The sequence below is a fragment of the Fulvivirga sedimenti genome (genome assembly GCF_020328055.1).
In genome coordinates this window covers 1,204,546-1,223,537 of record NZ_JAIXNE010000001.1, presented here as the reverse complement: position 1 = coordinate 1,223,537, position 18,992 = coordinate 1,204,546, and the positions used below count along the sequence as shown (strand labels likewise).

General features: G+C 46.2%; 14 protein-coding genes. 7 read left to right on the top strand and 7 right to left on the bottom strand.

The genetic code is table 11. The features are described from left to right. Positions 1-90: 90 nt before the first annotated feature. The gene (locus LDX50_RS05645; protein WP_225697432.1) at positions 91-3,228 is read left to right on the top strand and encodes a WD40/YVTN/BNR-like repeat-containing protein; all 3,138 of its coding nucleotides are present in this window, start codon (positions 91-93) and stop codon (positions 3,226-3,228) included. Between the two features lie 105 nt (positions 3,229-3,333). On the opposite strand, the gene LDX50_RS05640 is transcribed toward LDX50_RS05645, so the two are convergent. The 3 genes from LDX50_RS05640 to LDX50_RS05630 form a co-directional block, all read right to left on the bottom strand. Further along, positions 3,334-4,617 carry a PepSY-associated TM helix domain-containing protein gene (locus LDX50_RS05640; protein ID WP_225697431.1) on the bottom strand — a complete coding sequence of 428 codons (1,284 nt, stop codon included), beginning with the start codon at positions 4,615-4,617 and terminating at the stop codon, positions 3,334-3,336. Positions 4,618-4,621: 4 nt separating this feature from the next. Further along, positions 4,622-7,144, bottom strand: a complete 2,523-nt coding sequence (locus tag LDX50_RS05635; RefSeq protein WP_225697430.1) for a TonB-dependent receptor — start codon at positions 7,142-7,144, stop codon at positions 4,622-4,624. Positions 7,145-7,407: 263 nt separating this feature from the next. Continuing rightward, on the bottom strand, positions 7,408-8,964 hold the full coding sequence (locus LDX50_RS05630; RefSeq protein WP_338029995.1) for a M81 family metallopeptidase: 1,557 nt from the start codon (positions 8,962-8,964) through the stop codon (positions 7,408-7,410). Positions 8,965-9,072: 108 nt separating this feature from the next. On the opposite strand from LDX50_RS05630, the gene LDX50_RS05625 reads away from it, so the two are divergent. Beyond that, complete coding sequence (locus LDX50_RS05625) at positions 9,073-10,515, top strand: long-chain fatty acid transport protein (protein ID WP_225697429.1); 1,443 nt, start codon at positions 9,073-9,075, stop codon at positions 10,513-10,515. Here the strand turns inward: LDX50_RS05625 and LDX50_RS05620 are convergent. Beyond that, positions 10,507-11,400 carry an SDR family oxidoreductase gene (locus LDX50_RS05620; protein ID WP_225697428.1) on the bottom strand — a complete coding sequence of 298 codons (894 nt, stop codon included), beginning with the start codon at positions 11,398-11,400 and terminating at the stop codon, positions 10,507-10,509. The genes LDX50_RS05625 and LDX50_RS05620 overlap by 9 nt on opposite strands. A 97-nt stretch (positions 11,401-11,497) precedes the next feature. Continuing rightward, positions 11,498-11,878 carry a MotA/TolQ/ExbB proton channel family protein gene (locus LDX50_RS05615; RefSeq protein ID WP_225697427.1) on the bottom strand — a complete coding sequence of 127 codons (381 nt, stop codon included), beginning with the start codon at positions 11,876-11,878 and terminating at the stop codon, positions 11,498-11,500. A gap of 188 nt (positions 11,879-12,066) precedes the next feature. Between LDX50_RS05615 and LDX50_RS05610 the strand changes: the two genes are divergently transcribed. Continuing rightward, positions 12,067-12,774, top strand: coding sequence for a LytR/AlgR family response regulator transcription factor (locus LDX50_RS05610; RefSeq protein ID WP_225697426.1), 708 nt, complete (start codon positions 12,067-12,069; stop codon positions 12,772-12,774). A 9-nt stretch (positions 12,775-12,783) separates the two neighbouring features. Next, complete coding sequence (locus LDX50_RS05605) at positions 12,784-13,203, top strand: hypothetical protein (RefSeq protein ID WP_225697425.1); 420 nt, start codon at positions 12,784-12,786, stop codon at positions 13,201-13,203. Between the two features lie 277 nt (positions 13,204-13,480). On the opposite strand, the gene LDX50_RS05600 is transcribed toward LDX50_RS05605, so the two are convergent. Together LDX50_RS05600 and arfB are read right to left on the bottom strand one after the other, a co-directional pair. Next, positions 13,481-14,266, bottom strand: a complete 786-nt coding sequence (locus tag LDX50_RS05600) for a hypothetical protein (protein WP_225697424.1) — start codon at positions 14,264-14,266, stop codon at positions 13,481-13,483. Positions 14,267-14,365: 99 nt separating this feature from the next. After that, positions 14,366-14,779, bottom strand: a complete 414-nt coding sequence (gene arfB / locus LDX50_RS05595; protein ID WP_225697423.1) for an alternative ribosome rescue aminoacyl-tRNA hydrolase ArfB — start codon at positions 14,777-14,779, stop codon at positions 14,366-14,368. A 185-nt stretch (positions 14,780-14,964) separates the two neighbouring features. Between arfB and LDX50_RS05590 the strand changes: the two genes are divergently transcribed. The 3 genes from LDX50_RS05590 (at position 14,965) to rbsK (ending at position 18,969) form a co-directional block, all read left to right on the top strand. Continuing rightward, positions 14,965-16,821, top strand: coding sequence for a hypothetical protein (locus tag LDX50_RS05590; RefSeq protein WP_225697422.1), 1,857 nt, complete (start codon positions 14,965-14,967; stop codon positions 16,819-16,821). A 212-nt stretch (positions 16,822-17,033) separates the two neighbouring features. Then, entirely contained in the window at positions 17,034-18,041 is a 1,008-nt protein-coding gene (locus LDX50_RS05585) for a multidrug DMT transporter permease (RefSeq protein WP_225697421.1), read from the top strand. A gap of 10 nt (positions 18,042-18,051) precedes the next feature. Further along, complete coding sequence (gene rbsK, locus LDX50_RS05580) at positions 18,052-18,969, top strand: ribokinase (protein WP_225697420.1); 918 nt, start codon at positions 18,052-18,054, stop codon at positions 18,967-18,969. Positions 18,970-18,992: the final 23 nt, after the last annotated feature.

Genomic DNA, 18,992 nt, shown 5'->3' with positions numbered 1-18,992 from the left:
TCAAATCCCGCTGTATACCTGTCTGAAGGGGTGATTTTATTTTATTCACGGCAGAATAGAGCTATATTTATTTTCCACCAATAAGAAACAATGAGAGCTTTATTTCTACTATCAGTTGCATTATTACTATCTCCCGGAATATTTGCCCAGGATCTTGACAGTCTTTTATCCTCGGTAAAATATCGCAATATAGGGCCCTTTCGGGGCGGAAGGTCAGTATCAGCCAGTGGAGTTGTGAACGATCCGTTAACCTATTATATGGGGACCACCGGCGGAGGTTTATGGAAAACCGAAGACGCCGGTCAGTCCTGGAAAAATATTTCTGATGGTTATTTTAAGACTGGTTCAGTGGGTGCCGTTGCCGTTTCTGAAAGTGACCCTAATGTGGTTTACTGTGGTATGGGTGAACATGCTCCCCGCGGTGTGATGACATCCTATGGTGATGGCGTTTATAAATCAACCGATGCCGGCAAGACATGGCAGCATCTCGGGCTTGAAAAGACCCAGCATATTTCCCGAATCATTATTCATCCGAAAAATCCTGACATCGTCTATGTGGCTGCCCAGGGTGCGTTATATGGTCCGAATCCGGATCGAGGTGTCTTCAAATCTGTAGACGGGGGGCAAACATGGAAGAAGGTGCTCTATGTGAATGACCTTACCGGCAGTTCAGAACTTTCTATCGACCATTCCAATCCGCGCGTCCTTTATGCGGCAATGTGGGAGCATCAGCGTAAACCATGGATTGTGATCAGTGGTGGTGAAGGAAGCGGATTATATAAATCTCAAGATGGAGGTGACTCATGGAAAAAGATCCATTCGGGATTACCGGAGGAAAAGGGTAAGATGGCCATTGCAGTGAGCAGGGCGAATCCTGAAAAGGTCTATGCGGTCATTGAAAGCGACTCTGAAAAAGAACAGGGGGGACTATTCGTTTCGGAAAATGGCGGGGGGAGCTGGTCGAGGGTAAGTGCTGATCACAGGTTAGTTCAGCGTGCCTGGTATTATATCGAAGTTTTCCCGGACCCTAACGATGAGAATACCGTCTATGTTTTATCTGCACAGGCCCTGCGTTCCATTGACGGAGGTAAAACCTGGGAGACGCTGTCGGGACCGCATGGTGATTATCATGATTTATGGATCAATCCCGAAAATTCAAAAAATATGGTGATCGCGGATGATGGCGGGGCAGGGATCACCTTCAACCAGGGATCATCCTGGTCTACTCAGGCAAATATGCCAACTGCACAGATTTACAGAATTAATGTGGATAATTTGTTTCCCTATAATATTTATGGCGGACAACAGGATAATTCTTCACTTAAAATTGCCAGTATGGCGCTTGGGGCAGCGAATATTACCGAGCAGAACTGGTCGCCGTCGGCGGGGGGAGAAAGCGCCTTTCTTGCATTTGATCCCGATAATCCGAGATATGTCATGGGAGGAAGTTACCTCGGAACCATCGATGTGAAGGATACCAGGGCGGAGGCAGGAACGAATATCATGGCAGCCCCCATTCAATACCTGGGTCGGGCAGCGCGGGATATGAAATATCTTTACAACTGGAGTGCGCCTATCATCTGGTCCCGGCATGAACCGGGCACATTCTATCATGCTGCGCAGTACCTGTTGCGAACCCGAGATATGGGCATTACATGGGAAGAGGTTTCACCTGACCTCACCAGAAATCTGGATGATAAACAGGGTAAGGGTGGAGGTCCGTATACCAATGAAGCGGTAGGTGCTGAAAACTACGGAACGATCAGTTATGTCATTGAATCTCCCCATGAGGCAGGTGTCATCTGGACCGGTAGTGATGATGGCCTTGTGCAGCTTACAAAGGATGGAGGTGAATCATGGACTGATGTTACACCAAAAGGGTTGGGTGAAACACTGGTGAATGCGATTGAGGTTTCTCCGCACGATCCTGCAACGGCATACATAGCTACAACCCGGTACAAGTTCAATGATTATACCCCTGCGATTTACAAGACTACGAACTACGGAAAGTCCTGGACTAATATCAGCGAAGGCATTCCTTATGGTGCATTTACCAGGGTCGTTAGGGAAGATTTGGAACGCAGGGATTTATTATTTGCCGGTACCGAAACGGGAATTTATATATCCAGGAATGGGGGGAAATCCTGGGAATCATTCCAGTTGAACCTTCCGGTGACGCCCATTACGGATCTCCGAATCCACAGGGACGACCTGATCGTGGCGACTTCCGGGAGATCCTTCTGGATTCTGGATGATCTCGGAATGATCCGTCAGTTTGAAAATCCGGGGAATAAGCTTTCCCTGTTCAAACCTGAGGATGTTGTTGCAGGAAATTGGTACAGTGAAATGAACAGTAATTCCGGTGATGGAATGGATCTCCACGCAGGGGTTAATCCGGCCAATGGGGCTGTCATTTATTACAATGTTCCGTCAGACAGGGATTCCTCGGCCCTCATTATTGAGATCAGAAATGAGGCGGGTAACGTTATTCGTTCCTATTCATCTGTTCCTGATAAAAACAGGAAGTCCTATAATGGTGCTCCGCCATCTGATCCGGTTCTTACAACTAAGCCCGGCATCAACAGGATTGTCTGGGACCTTGCCCATAAAACCATGCCCGGTGCGCCCGAAGCCTATATTGAGGCAGGATACCGGGGTCATAAAGCGGTCCCGGGTAAATATACTGTGATGCTTAAATCTGTGGTGTCTTCATTTTCACAGACTTTTGAATTGAAAGAAAATCCGCTCTATGGTCTGTCTGAAAAGGATTATCAAGAGTATGATGCGTTTCTAACTTCAGCTGAAGATGAGGTGCGCGAAATGCATGGTCTGGTGAATAAGCTTCAAAAGGCTCAACAGCAAATTCGTGAAGTGAGGGAAGGGATGACAGAGGAACAAAAATCAGGAACAGTAGGGAAGATGAGTGAATCATTGCTGAAGAAGATAAAGGCATGGGATGAAGACATGGTTCAGCGCAAATCCAAAGCCTATGATGATGTGGAGAATTTCCCGAATAAGTTCACTGCGGAATATCTTTTCATGATCAACCAGGCCACGAGTGGTATACCCCGTATTACCAACCCGGTAAAAGAACGGAGAAAAGAACTGGATCAGCTATGGGAAGTCCTTCGGAAAAGGGGGGAAGAAATGATCAACGGTGATATTCCGGCACTGAATAAAGCGCTGTGGGAGTCAGGGTTTGGAGCTATTGTAGTCAGTAGTCAGTAGTCAGTAGTCAGTAGTCAGTAGTCAGTAGTCAGTAGTCAGTAGTCAGTAGTCTGTCCCGAAGAGATCCGCCACTGGCGGATAGTTGACACCCCTTTGTTCCGGACATCAGCTTACGGATGCTTCTGCGTGCAATGGTTTTTGTTCCATTTGTATCTTTGGAATATGGTTTTTCCGCGCCTGGTGCTTTTTCTTTTTCGCGTCGCGTTTCAGCCAGATGATGAATCCAGTCACAGGGAGAGAAGTGCCGATCAGACAGAGGATGAAATAAAGAATCATGCTGGGCCAGCCCATAATTTCACCGGTATGCAACGGCTTTATGATCGAGGTAACCTTTCGGTCGGCCGGCAGATCCCGGTATAGCTGTGTGCCAAGTACTTTTCCCTGATCATCGATCTCCACATATTCCGGGAGGCGTGCACCCAGCATATTTGATGTGTTGTATTTCTGAAATCTGTACCCATTACTCCTTCTTCCGGGAAGGGAAATCCGGATGTCGGATGAATAAGGAAGTTGCTTCCTAACTTCTGCCAGGCCTTGCTCGAGAATATTAGATGTGGACTCCTTTTTACCACTTTTTTTCTCCCGCGAACTCCGCTTGCTTCCTGATTTTTTATTTTCTTTCGCCTGGCGATCTGCGCCTGCCCGCTGCTGACCCTCACTGCGTTGTGTCTGTTCAATTTCTCCGCCAAGGGCCAGTCGCAACCCATCTCTAACTGACGGATATGCAAAGAACAGTCCCGTCGCGGCAATGAAGAAAAGACCAATCATGGCGTAGAAACCTAATACATTGTGCAGATCATAATTGATCCTGTATGCATTTCCTCTCCATTTGATTGTAAGCCCGTTTTTTAGTTCACGCTTTCCACCCGGCCACCAGAGGATGATACCCGAAAGAAGCATAAACAAAAAGATGATCGTACAGACGCCAACGATCGCCTTACCTGTTCCCTGTACCAGCAGCCAGCGATGCAGCCGGAGTGTCGTTGAAAAGAAAGTCATCGCGGCTTCGTTTTCCGAACCAAGGAATTCCCCGGTATACGGGTTCGCATAAACAGAAATCCGCTCCCCGCTTTGCCGGTCAAATGCGAAGAAATGTACCGCTTGATCCTCAGCATCCGGTACAGTAATTGTGCCGGGTGCAAGATCAAACTGATCTGTGTACAGTGCAAGAAGCTGATCGGTGGTTTTGCGATCCGGTCCGGGTTCCACATGTCTAACCTCCGCGTTGATGGCATGTTTGATTGGTTCTTCAAATACCAGGATTGTACCTGTGAGGCATACAACAAACAGGACTAATGAAGAAGCCAGGCCGAGCCACAGGTGTGCAACGGAAAACATGTATTTAAACCAGGATTCTTTTTTCTTCTTTTTTCTAAGCAGAGACGGCATGGGATCAGAAATTATAGGTGAGACGGAAATCGAAATTGAACGGACTGATTGGGTTGATGAATGTGGTTCCGAAGAAGTTGTAATTCAACTCGTTCGAAACATTATTGAATTTTGCATCCAGCTCGAACTGCTTGTAGCGATAACCGGCAGTAAGGGTAAAGGTGGTAAAGGCCTCATTAATGAATGTAAAACCGTTTCTTCCGCGGGCTGTCACAGTTCGCTCGCCGGTGTAGACAAATCCACCCCCGATGCGGAAATTATCAAGGATCCCGCGCTGGAATTCGTAATTGGTGATCAGACTTGCACTGTGGGTTGGATTGTAATCAGTCGAGAGAACTACCGCAGGCTGATCTTCATTGGCCTGTTGTGAAAATCGATAATAGGCATAGGTTCCGTAAACATTGAAGCCATTTGCAATCTTGCCCTGAAGACTTAACTCAACTCCGCGACGTGTCTGGCGTTCCACCAGCACATAATATTCACCATTCGGATTGGTAGGTGTTACGGCTCCCGGAGAAGTGAGTGGTTCACCATCGATGTCTGTAGCCAGCTGTGCAATATTGTTGTTGAAGATATTGTAAAAGACCAGGTTTGCACCAAACCGGTTATCGAAAAAGCTCGATCTCAGACCAAATTCCATCTGTTCAAATACCTCACTTCCTATGATGTCGCCGCTAATGTCCACACGGTCCGGGGAAATTGATGTCTCATCAAACGTGCTGCTATAGCTTCCATAGGCAATAATATTTCGGGTGAGGTCATAAAAAATACCAATGCTGGGGGAAAATCCGTCATAGCTCAGCTTGTCGCTCACCGCGGTTGCCGCCGAATCTGTACCCAGGTTGGAGGTAAGTAATTCTGTTGTTTGACCCCAGGTGTATCGACCGCCTAGGGTTACCCGTAACCGGTTGGTAAACTCGATCTGGTCCTGGAGTGTAATTCCGTTAATGTTCCTTTCACGTCCGTTTTCAGTATTCAGCAACTTGGTGTAATACGCTGTTCTGGCGGCAGGCGACAAGCCGTCGACATCACTCATGAATACAGGATTCAGGATATTGATTGTATCGATCGGCGGACCGGGATTCCTGCTTTGTGATCCGTTTCCGCGTACAAAATTTCGGTTTGAATAAAGGTCGGCACTTACCTGGAAATTGTGGCGTATTGGTCCGGTCTGTATATCACGTCCTGTGAGATCGGCCCTTATTGTTTTTGATACGGCCCCGGTTTCCTGGAAAACGGAACTTCTGATAAATGAATCGGTGATCCGGTCGCGGTTGGTGTCGGCATAAGCACCACGCGTATTGATGCCGCGTGAACTGCGGTCCTTGTCGTAAAGTCCGCCAGTTACCTGGAACTGCAGTTTTGAATTCAGATCGCGGGTATAATTCACAAAGAGTGTATTTTCCAGCTGGTGCTGAAAATCATCCCCGAATCCGATGAAGTCCTCACGGATCGATTGCCGTTGCGAAGGTCTGAAACTATTGGGGATCGTAATGCCTTCGGTAGCCATCAAGGCACTGTCTACGCGTAACTGGCCCACATCCTGGGAGCGCTCATCTGATCGAAAAATGTAATCAACGGATATCCTGTCTTTTTCGGAGAGCCGGTAGGCGACTGAGGGCGCAATAGTGAAATATTGGTAATCAACGTCTTTCCGAAAAGTCTCTCCACGGTTCCAGCTTCCGTTGAGTCGCATTCCAAGCCTTTCACTCCTGGTGGTGAATTGCTTGTCGAAACCCAAATTTGTTCTTCCGAAGCTTCCGGCCGACAAAAATGCCCTCCCGCTATTTTCGAAGGTTGCAGTTTTTGTGATGATGTTCACAGCTCCTCCTATACTGGCATTTCCCAGGCCGATTGAAGAAGAACCGTTGATGAACTGGATATTATCAACGGCGTTAAAATCAACATTTCCATCGCCGCTGCGTGTGTCCGACTCCAGCCGAAGGCCGTTGATCAGGAGTGTTGCAGAAGAACCGCGAATCTGGATTTTTGGAAACTGGTTTCCACGGGTACTTTCCAGGTTGAATCCGGGAGCATAATTGATGGCTTCATCAAGATTGATTAATTGCTGATCATACAGGAGCTTATTATCCAGCACTGTGATCGACTGAGTCTGGTATTTCAATTTTACCGGCAGGCGGGATATTGTGGGAACAAACCGTTCATTCGGGTTATTCGTTTGAGCTGTAATGATGATATCCTCAAGGTATTCGGCGCGGGTACTAAGCCTGATCTCAAGATTAGTCTCCTTGCCGGGTTCAATAGTGACTGGGCGATTAATTACATCATAACCCACGAAAGAGGCAAGGAGGGTATAGTTGCCGGGACGGATACTTTTAATGAGGAAGGTTCCTTTATCATCAGTAACGGTTCCCAGCGAAGTTCCGTCAAGAATAATATTGGTGTATGCGATGGGATAACCAACAGAATCTGTAACTAATCCTCTTACGGACCCTGTTTGTGCGATGGTTGAATGGGACAAAGTAATAAATAGCAAGGCTGCAAAAACCCTGTAAATATAATCCATGGTGTACGACTATTTAGACTAATTAAAAATAAAGAAGTCCAAATATAATCCTGGTCATCTAAATTATGCAAGACTTATTTAGAATTAATCTAATTAATTTCATGTTGAGGAAATTAACCAAATGTAGTCGGCCAAAAAATCGGTCCGGGAAGTTTTGTTTGTCCGCATACATCTATATTTTCCCCTGATATGGGGGTTTGTGGGGACGGCTTTTACCAGTGACGGACAGTGGTTTGTATTTAAAAAGGAGTATTGAATTAAAATTACTCCATCAGTTGTGCAGATAAATCCGGGTCTTCCATATCCTTATCAAGTGGGAACATGGGTCTTTTGATATGTTTGTACGGCAGTCTTTCAAGATCCTGATCAACTCCGCCCGGCGTGAGGGCCATGACCCAGCCGCCACGCATGTCGTATAGTTCGGGAACGAGGTAGCCGATCTTTACCACCACTATATCTGCACTACGCGGATCGAGCCCCAGGTTGGTAAAATCAGACTCGTGGTGATAGGGCTTTCGTTTTTTGGTAACGATCACATGAACGCTGCCCACCCTTACTACCACTTCTGTTTCAGCATGAATATCTCCGGTTCGGATTGCAGTGACGGTACCTGTAAGTGAAATCGGACCGGCATAGCGATCATCGACCATGGCGCCCACCATGCCTGTGACGGTTTGTCCTTCGCCGGCATCAACCGCCTTTGCAACAAGGTCAGGCCCGGGAATTGATGCATAAATGAGTTGCGGGCCTGATTCATCCTTAAATTCCGGCCTTTCAAGGATCTGTTGCAGGGTCCATGTTACATCACCCGCTCCGCCGGCGGTTGGGTTGTCACCCATATCGCTGATGATGAATGGCTTGCTGTCACTGGTGAGTGCCATAGCAAGGCTTTCTTCCAGCGTGGCAGTAGGTGCCACAAATTCAAATTCATTTCTCACTTTCCAGAACTCATTGGCGAGCATTTCCGCTGATGAAACCACCTGTTCGCGGTCATCTCCGGTAACCATTACGACGGCATGATTGCGGGGTTCATCCGCCCATGCATATCCGATCCAGATGGCGGCGTCAATAACCCCATCCTGACGGGTCACAGGATCAACCTTTGCATAAAGACCTTTTCCGGGCTCAATACGTGTACTGGTTTTTTCTCCGGGGAGAAGTATCGGCACAGGGATCCAGGCCTTAAATGCGGGCTTTCCCTTGCCGGATTCAAGGCGTTCCAGCAGATTTGTAACCGCCCTCCTGTCGGATTCCACTGCATCTTCATGCGGCGCCATCCGGTAACAGGTAATCAGATCTGAATAAGTTGCCAGTCGTTGCGAAACATTTCCATGGAGATCCATGGATGTGGAGATAAGCACATCCGGACCAACCACCTCCCTTATCCTTTCGATCATGTCGCCTTCAGGATCTTCCAGGCCAACAACACTCATGGCACCGTGAATATCAAAGAAGAGTCCGTCATACGGACCGTTTTCACGCAGCATTTTCAGGGTTTTACTTACCAGGGATTCGTATGCTTCCCGTGTTACGATCCCACCCGGAAGAGCATGGCCCCGCAACGTCGGGATCCATTCCGCCCGGTTCCGAAGGCTTGAATCCTGATGGAGGAAGGAGTACATCTGAAAAACATCGGAACCTGTACTGGCATGAAATGCTTCTTCCTCCGTTTGGGCCGGAGAGAAGGTGCTCGATTCTATGCCGATGCCAGCAATGGCAATTTTTGGAAACTGAGACGAAACTGGTTCGCTGGTTTGACATCCGGTGATGAAGATTATTGCCAGCAGGCAGGAGACCTTAATGTAATTCATGCGCTTCATAGAGATTATGGTTTGATAAGATAAGACATTTATCATGAATTGGAAGCGGATATGATCATGGAAATAAACTATATTATCTTATAAATTTCCTCAGAATTTAATCTAATAATGAAACGGCTCCTGATCATTTCCGGAATATTGTTGATTTCAAATTACCCACTGAAATCTCAAAATGCACATTACTGGAGTCAGCAATATGGCACACGCTCCATGCTCCTTGGGGGCTCAGTCATTGGTGGTGTAACGGATCTGGGTGCGGTTTATTACAATCCGGCAAGGCTGGCACTCGTCGAAAATCCTGCTTTCCTGATAAGTGCCAACGTTTATCAATGGCAGCGCATAAGGGTGGAAAACGCCTTCGGAGAACGTGCAGATCTGTCGAAATCAAAATTTGATGGAATACCTTCCTTTGCCGCTGGTATGTTCAAAGTAGGGTTTTTGCCGAAGCATCATTTTGCCTATACCGTTCTATCAAGGAACAGAAGCAATCTTGATTTCGGGTACCGTGAGGAGTTTATTGGTGATGCTGTGAAGCAATGGGAAGGGGAAGAAATATTCGAAGGAGAAATTAATATCACCAGTGGAATAAAGGAAATCTGGTGGGGATTGTCCTGGTCCTATGGGCTTTCAGATAAACTGAGTATCGGCGCCACAGGTTTTTTAAGTATGAATAATCAGGATGTTCTTTCACATATCCGGTTGAGAGCACTTTCGAGTTTTTCAGAAGTTGCAATTTATGATTACAAACGGTCGGTATCCTACGATGTGAATAGTATACTTATCAAAGTTGCACTGGCGTATGAATTGGAGCGAATTAACTTAGGTCTCACGGTTACCAGCCCAATGATGAATTTGATGGACAAGGGTGACTATGATTATCAATTATATTATTCCGGTATATCCGTTTCAACCGCAAATGATGTATACGCCAGCAGTTATCAAAAAGATCTCAAGGTTAAAAAGAAATCACCCTATTCAATTGGAGCGGGCGCCGAGTATCATGTTGGTTCCGGTCAGATCTTTTTCAGCGCTGAATATTTTGGCGGAATTAACAGGTATACCTTGCTGGATGCTGAACCTCACGCAATGCAGAGTCAGCCGGATTCTGTAATCAACTTTTCACTGGTTGATGAGCTGGATCCGGTTTTCAATGTCGCCATTGGGGCAGCCTGGAAATTTAGTGATCATGTTACCAGCTACGCCAGTTTCAGTACCGATTTTTCTGCTGCAATTCCGAACAATACAAATTTTATCGCAAACCAATCAGAGGCATTTAATTCCACATTTTCTGCCAATAATTTTCACTATGCCGGTGGTGTTGTTCTAAGTTTTACAGGCGCCGATCTTACACTTGGCGTATCCTATACCAGGGCAAAGCAGAACCTTCCCCGTCCCGTTTCGATGCCTGAAGGAAACGATGATGATATATTTGATTCCGAAAATCAAAGTAACTTCAAATGGCAGCGGTATCGGTTTGTGTTCAGTATATCCGTACCATTTCTGGAGGAATTCGCGAAACGTAAGTTCAATAAATCATCCGATTCAAACTGATTTCACAGAAGTAATCCCCAGTGCGGCACGAGCATCCAGTCCGAACGTATTGAGCACATAATCGAACCACTCCTCATCTTCCAGCGAATTCCACTGAATCCACTCCTCATCCGTCATGGAGGCTCTCCATTCAAGGAAAGGCAAAGAATCGGGGCCTACTGGATGTCTGAGGGTTTCTGAATCACCTTCAATAAGTTCCACGATGGCGTCTGAAACGATATTCGGAGATGCGGGATTCTGAAGGGTCGCTAAAAACATTCCTGCAAAGCGATGAACATGGGGGTAAATCGACTTGTTGGAATCGCTAATGTCATGGGCCATATCAGTATCGATAATGCCCGGTTCAACAATATAGGTCCGTATGTTAAAAGGCTTTAACTCTGCAGCCATAGCTTCTGTAACCGCTTCCAGGGCGAATTTAGATGCGCAATAAGGTGCAAGGGGAGGGTTGGCGATTTTACCTGCAACGGAGGCGATGTTGATGATGCATCCCTTTTTTGCTGCCCGCATTTTTGGGATGACTGCTTTCATGCAGCGCAATACACCAAAATAATTGGTTTCCATGACCGCTTTGAAGTCGTCCATTGAAAGCTCTTCTACCGATCCGTGCTTTTCAATTCCGGCGTTATTGATTAGTACATCAATTTCACCATACTTTTCATAGATAGCATGAATACAGGAAGAAACAGATTCATCACTATCTACATCCATAGCGGAAATATGAATTGGCAGATTTTCACTTGTTGCATGTTCAGCAAGTGCAGGAGATTTTGCCGGATTACGCATGGTGGCAAATACGGTATGGCCGGCTTTTGCCAGTGCAATGGCTGCGTTAAATCCGATCCCTCTGCTGGTACCGGTAATAAGAATTTTGTAGGGGTTCATAAGGTTGAATTTGGTTAAGATCTGAAAGTCAGACCAATACCAACAATATACCTATAATTATTGATTATAATCAACCACCTCACCCACCATCTGTTTATTATTCAACCGACTTTGATTTAAGCCGGTTGTCCAGAACCATCCAAAGGATCAGACTGATCATAAGGATAAAAGTTCCGTAGAGTGTTGTAATTAAGGATACCCGCAAACCACCGGCGAGCATGGCAGGTGACACACTTTCGATTTCCTGAATGGCTGTAAAAGCGTCGTACAATCCGATTAACTGTCCGAATATCCCTGTTACAAAAGCAAGAAGGCCGAGCGAACGGACATATCCAAGGGTTTTCTGTGCCTCGGCATATGAAAGAGCATCTCCTGAGTATTTGATCATAGTTCGCACAGCGACCACAATCACGAGGATGAATTCGATGGTGAGAAGGCCCATGAACAACGGTCCGCCTTCATTAAATAAGTCAAACATAGTATATCAGTTTAATGAAAAATTTTATATTTCAAATGTATGCCTGATAACCTCGCAAGGCAATGTCATATCCTGTACTAAACCCGTTGTTTGTCGTTCAAAGCTGGATAATCTGTAAAAAAAGGCCATAATTGCATGATATGACTTTCCGGCAGCATATATATTTCTGGATAGCGGTAACCTTGTTTATGACGCTCATTTTCGGGCTGACAGATCATCGTTACGGACTTTCATTTTACTTTGTATGTATGCTGCTTCCGGTAGCGATCACTACCTCATGGTTTTTTAATGAGGTTCTCGTACCGCGGTATCTGATTCCCGGGCGATATGGAAAATTTGTGCTGTATCTTTTTTACTCAGGCGTCATTTCTGTCTGGCTTCAGTTGATCATTGTATTTGTAGCTTTTGTTGTGCTGGGTAATTACAACATTTCGAATCTCAATCCGATGATCCGTAATGTAGAAGTGCTGGCCATCGTCATCTACCTGATCGTATTCATACAGGCATTCATCAATATGTTCATTCGTCTTGCAGCGACCCGCAATGAAATAAAAAAACTTGAGAAGCAGCGGGACGAACATGACCTCGGGCAACTGGTGTTAAAAGCAGACCGAAAAAACAGGTTACTGAATTTTGATGACATCCTTTTTGTTGAAAGCCGCGCTGATTATATTGAAGTGAACCTGGAAAATGAGGTGGTGGTAAGCCGTGAGCGCATCAGTAAATTGGAAGAAAGACTTCCCGCCAGTTTCATCAGGGTTCACCGATCATTCATTGTGAATGCGGCATGCGTGAGTTCATTCAGCCGGGAGGAGGTAGTCGTAGGGGAAAAGGTCCTTCCGGTGGGTCGGAAGTATAAGGACAATTTGAAACTTATGGAATCGCCGTCTGTTTAAGGATTATCTATGAAAAAGGCCACGTTATTTTTTCACAGGATCAGCTATTTGCAATATCCCCTTATGCTGATAGCGCTGTATTTTATAATACAGCCCTACTATGGATTTCAGGATGCCTTGGGTTACATTAATAAGGGCCTGGTATTTATGGGCCTTGGTGTTACTTTTTCCACACTTCAGGATACCACTAAAACACAGAACAAATTGTCGCTCCGGATATATCAGAATCCAACCTACGCCAGGATTTTCATTATTGTGATGATCGCGCTCATTCTTTTCTTCCTCGTTGTTGGCTTAATCGGATTGTTTGCGGCTTCAGATGCGAAATTATCGGAAGTATCCCTGGGGATGATTGTGATGGGAGTAGGAATGATCGGTATGCTGAAGGCAGTATTTGAAATGGCGGATAATCATCGGGCAGGGGAATAACAGAGAATAGGGAATAAGGAATAAGAAGACTGGGGTGACACCCCCCTTAATCCCCCCTCGAGGGGGGACGACGGGACCGTCCCATCGGGCCGTCATATGGTAGTAGCAAACCCCGTCCTGTAGGGACGACGAATTGGTAGCAAAAGATGTTAGGTACAAATCCGTGCCGTGCCAATGGCATCCCTTCGGGGTAGGTACGGCGCATGAATAAGCATTAGATTTTCCCCATAAAACCTGGTCGTAGGTTCCCTACCTACGACCAGAATAAATATCCAGCTCAGTTCATATTGCTGTTATCGCGCACCATGGCGATTCGGTAGATGTATTGCCTGCGGGGCGTATTTTCCAGCTCATTGATTTTGGTGAGACCTTCGTCCGGAAAAGTTGTATCATCCGACCAGTTCGGACTGAGGGCCGCGGAAAGAGTACTGTAAATATCAAATGAGATGGTTGAAGCGCCAACATTCGGTCCGCGCGGCGAGACAATCGTGGCATTACCCCAGGCATTTTGGTTGGTATGCCCTGCATCCATCTGAGCCTTAATGAATGGTGCCCAATGCTCATTTTCCAGGTCGATCAATGCTCCGGGAGAATTGGTATCATGATAGAGCATGGAAATGTACTTGTAATCATCTACAGGTACGGCGCCTTCTTTGTTCACCCAGTTCTCAGATTGTACCCAGATATGGTGCATGACGGTAGCGAGTGATCCGGTCTCCATTTTTTCCATCGGCACATCGGGAAATACTGCCTTAGAATCCCAGGTTCCCTGACGGTTATCCCAGTCTTTGAATCTCACGAGCATCAGGATATTCGGAGAATTGGGCATGTCGAAGCCGCCCTGTTTTACCAGAACAGCCCAGAACTGAAGGTTTCCCTTCGCAATTGCCGCCTCGGCGATCTTCGCCCAGTAGTTCTCCATCCGGTCCATGTATTCACTCATATTCTCTGAAGGAACATGAATGTAACGGTAAGCAGTAAGCTCTTGTGCGCTTGATTTTTGTGGACACAGAAGTGCCACCCACAGGGCCAGACAGCCCGTGGCATAGATTAGTCTTTTCATGATTGATTGGTTAAGGTGTCTAAATTGTAAGAATGTACCTATTTAATATGATAATTCATATATAAATAATTGATTTTAAGGGAAATAGGCCTCTATCAGCTAAAAATCGATCTTCCCCCGCTGTTGTTTTTTCTCCGACTGGATCTTTTTGGATTTCAGGCGCTTCTGCTTTGCGGCCTTGGATGGTGAGGTCGGTTTTCGTTTCTTCTTTTTGGCGAATGCTTTTGCCAGCATCCGGTCGAGTTTTTTGAAAGCGGCTTCCTTGTTCTTGAGTTGTGATCGATTGCTTTCGCAGGCGACGATTATCGCCCCTTCATTCGTTAGCTGAGATTTGAAAAATGCCAGCAACGTTTCCTTCTCCTGGTCTTCCAGGATGGCTGATTCCCGGATGTTAAAGATGAGCTGAACACGGGATTCCGTCTTGTTTACGTGCTGTCCGCCCGGACCGCTGCTGCGCGAAGTTTTAACCTGTATCTCAGCTTTGATGCGGTGGATGGATATGCGGTGTGTCATCAACGGGTTCTTTAGTGTGAATTTATAAATTTAATTTTTCGAGAATAAATCCTGATATAGGTTTCAGTCACCCTTACCACAAATGAAACCAATCGAATCAGCTTGCGCCTGGCCACTATCAAAAGAAATATCTTCTTATTATATTACGCTTTTATCGCAATTGATTTCTTAGCCTTCGGGCGATTATGAATATTAACAAATTAATTTCCGAGCTCCGGCGACGTAATGTAATTAAAGTAGCCACTGCCTATGCTATTGTTGGATGGCTGATCATTCAGGTGGTTGTAGCCATTAATGAACCGCTTTCTTTGCCGCCATGGTTCGATACGGCAACTATTATCCTGGTGGCCATTGGCTTTCCGATAGCCCTTATTCTGGCCTGGGCGTTTGAACTTACCCCGGAAGGAATTAAAAAGACAGGGGAAGTCCGGAGAGCAGAATCCATTTCAGCATCAACCGGAAGCAAACTTACCCGTCTGATCATCACGGCACTGATTATTTTGATTGCGTTCCTTCTGATTGAACGTATATTTTTTGCAGGTAGCTATGCTAAACCTGCGGGTGAAGTCGCGGAAGACGCAGAAAATAATTCGTCAATTAAAGCCGACCAATCCGTAGCCGTTTTACCTTTCGCTGATTTCAGTCCGAATAAAGACCAGGAATGGTTTGCGGACGGCCTTACGGAAGAAATTCTCAACAGCCTGGTACGTACGCCGGATCTGAAGGTAGCCGCCCGAACTTCTTCCTTCAAATACAAGGGAAGTAATGAGGGCATACCGGTTATTGCGAAAGCGTTGGGGGTAGATCACGTATTAGAAGGATCGGTACGAAGGACTTCCGAACGATTGCGTGTTACGGCACAGCTAATCCGCGCCTCTGATGGATTTCATGTTTGGTCGGAAACCTATGACAGAACACCGGATGAAGCAATTTTAATACAGGAAGAACTGGCCATCTCAATTGCCAAGGCACTGAATACAGTCATGGATTCTTCAGCCCTCTCAGATATGGTCAAGGTTGGCACCTCCTCGATCGAAGCGTATAATGCCTACCTTGAAGGTTTAAACAGTCCAATGTATCGATCTCCTGAAGCAAAAGAGCGACAAATCGCCAACCTGAATAAAGCCAGGTCCCTGGACCCGTCATTTGCAGAAGCTCACTATGCTGCGGCACGGTATTGGGCTGGAAAATTTTCAATTACGCTGATGGGAGCCTCCGATAATGAGGATTTTACAATTGTCGAAAGCAATTTTACAGCCTGTATCAGGGATGCGATTCAGAGTTCAAAAAGCCCGGTGGACCAACTTAAATACAGATTGACACTAGCTGAATTTAATCTTCGCTGGCAAGAAGCAGAAGAATTATATGATGAGTACTTTGAGAAACGGCCCAATGATTTTGTCATGATGAGGTATTTTATCCGCCTGCTGATCAAAGAAAGTAAGCTTGAAAAGGCAAACCATTTTCTGAAACTGCTGGAAGCTGGACAAGGAGGTAATTTTGAAAACAGGGACTTTCTGGTAAATTTTTATTACAAAGTAAAAAATTTCAAAGACAGTGAACGGGTGTCGATCCAATGGCTGAAAGAAGAACCGACTGATTACCGACTGATGTATCAGGTTCAAAGGGCTTTGTTATGGTCAGGCAAAACCGAACTTGCCCGTCAGGCATATGAAAATTATTTGAGTTACCGGAACGAAAAAGAGGACACAGATTCTTCGCAATGGTATATTACCACGATACGGCAATTGTGTGGTGAAAATAAGAGGGAGGAGGCGGAAGTTATATTCGCAAAGTTTAAAGAAAGGAATTCTGACATGTCTACAAAATGGCATGTCTACAATGCAATGGGATTACAAAAAGCGGCTGTAGAAGTGCTCCGTCCTTTGGATACACCGGAAACGGTACGCCAATTCTCGTCGTTCCTATGGTATCCTCAAATGGATGCGAGACAATATCCCGAACTAATGAAGATCGTGGAAAGGGAAAATGTGCTACTTCCGAATCCGGTCGATTTGCCATTCGCGCTGAAAGGCGAGTAATTTTTACCGTGCCATTGTATAAGCTTCATCCGTAATTGCCCCGTAGTTCTCGGCAAAAAAATCTGCTATCCTTCAAATAAGCAATGTCATGGGTTTATTCGGGTTATGAAATTCTTCTCATGGAGTGAGCTTTCTTCAGGAATTCTTTCTTTATTATATTCAATCTTCGATCTACATGATCTTTTCATGTTGGGGAACCAAAAATATATACAATGGTAATCGTCAATTCTTACCTGCTCGCGGTTTTTCTATGCGTGGTCACCATGCTCTGCTGGGGCTCCTGGGCAAACACCCAGAAACTGGCAAGCAAGGAATGGAAATTTCAGCTCTTTTACTGGGATTATTCATTCGGCGTATTACTCCTGACACTCATTCTCGCATTTACACTGGGCAGTACTGGCACAGAGGGGCGAGGCTTCCTGCAGGATATTGGCATGGCTGACAGTTCAAGTATCTGGTCGGCAATTCTTGGCGGAATTGTCTTTAACCTGGCCAACATATTACTCGTGGCGGCTATTGATATCGCGGGAATGGCAGTGGCTTTTCCTGTTGGGATCGGTCTGGCGCTGGTAATCGGGGTCATTACCAACTACCTGGGCAAGCCTGAAGGTGATCCCTGGCTCCTGTTTTCAGGCGTAGCCTTTGTAACCCTGGCGATTATCATTGATGCGGTGGCGTACGGTAAACTCCCGTCGAGCGCGGACGGTAATTCTCAAAAACTCAAAGGCCTTGTTCTGTCAGTTATTGCCGGTATTGCCATGGGCTTTTTCTATCGGTTTGTCGTAGATTCGATGGCTACTGATTTCGCAAATCCAGAACCTGGTAAGCTTACGCCTTATACCGCACTTGTTTTCTTTTCGGCAGGACTACTCGTTTCGAATTTCATTTTCGTTACAGCTATCATGTTCAGGCCTTTTGCCGGTGATAAAGTAGCCCCGTTCGATTACTTCAGAAAAGGGAACGCCCGATTGCATTTAATTGGAATATTGGGAGGGATGATCTGGAGTCTTGGTATGTCGCTCAGCATCCTGGCTTCAGGTGCTGCCGGACCAGCCATTTCCTATGGCCTTGGGCAGGGCGCGACCATGGTTGCCGCATTCTGGGGAGTTTATATATGGAAAGAATTCAAAGATGCCCCAAAAGGAACCGGCCGCCTGCTGAATACCATGTTTTTCTTTTTTATCGTAGGACTGATTCTCATTATTGCCTCCAGGGTTTAAATTGTTTGATATGAATATTGTTGTTGTAGGCAGTTCAAATACCGATATGATCATTAAAGTATCGCAATTGCCTGCACCGGGAGAAACGGTCCTTGGCGGTCAGTTCATCCGGGCCGCAGGCGGCAAGGGGGCTAATCAGGCGGTTGCTGCGGCACGTGCCGGAGGTAAGGTGACATTTGTAGCCAGGGTAGGCGATGATATGTTCGGAAACAGTGCTATTGATGGATTCAAATCAGACGGGATCAATGTAGATCACGTTGTGAAAGATGCGGAAGCGCCTTCCGGAGTTGCACAGATCATGGTGGCAGATGACGGAGAAAACTGTATCGCAGTAGCTTCCGGAGCGAACTCTAACCTGTCTCCGCAGGATATTGACCTGGCCATTAATGCCATCGGCAAAGCTGATATCCTCCTTACTCAGCTTGAAACGCCCATACCAACCATCATAAGGGCGGTTGAACTGGCGAAATCATTTGATAAAAAAGTCATTCTTAATCCTGCACCTGCGCATCCCTTGCCGGATGACTTGCTTACAAATATTTCTGTGATCACACCTAATGAGACGGAGGCGGCATTGCTTACCGGGGTTACCGTGACAGATGAGGAAAGTGCTGCCAGGGCGGCCTTGGTTTTGATTGGCAAGGGTATTGAAAGCGTCATCATCACTATGGGCTCGAAGGGGGCTTATGTTCATCATAATAACGAGGGCTACCTGGTTCCAGGTTTTGAAGTTGATGCTGTGGACACAACAGCCGCCGGCGATACGTTCAACGGGGCCCTGGCAGTGCGGCTTTCACAGGGTGAGCATTTCAGGGATGCGGTGATTTTTGCCAATGCCGCAGCCGCCCTATCGGTCACAAGGGTTGGAGCCCAGCCTTCTGTTCCGATCCTGTCGGAAGTGAACGCCTTTCTGAATGAACGGAGGTAGTCTGTTTGTGTATCAATTGTGAT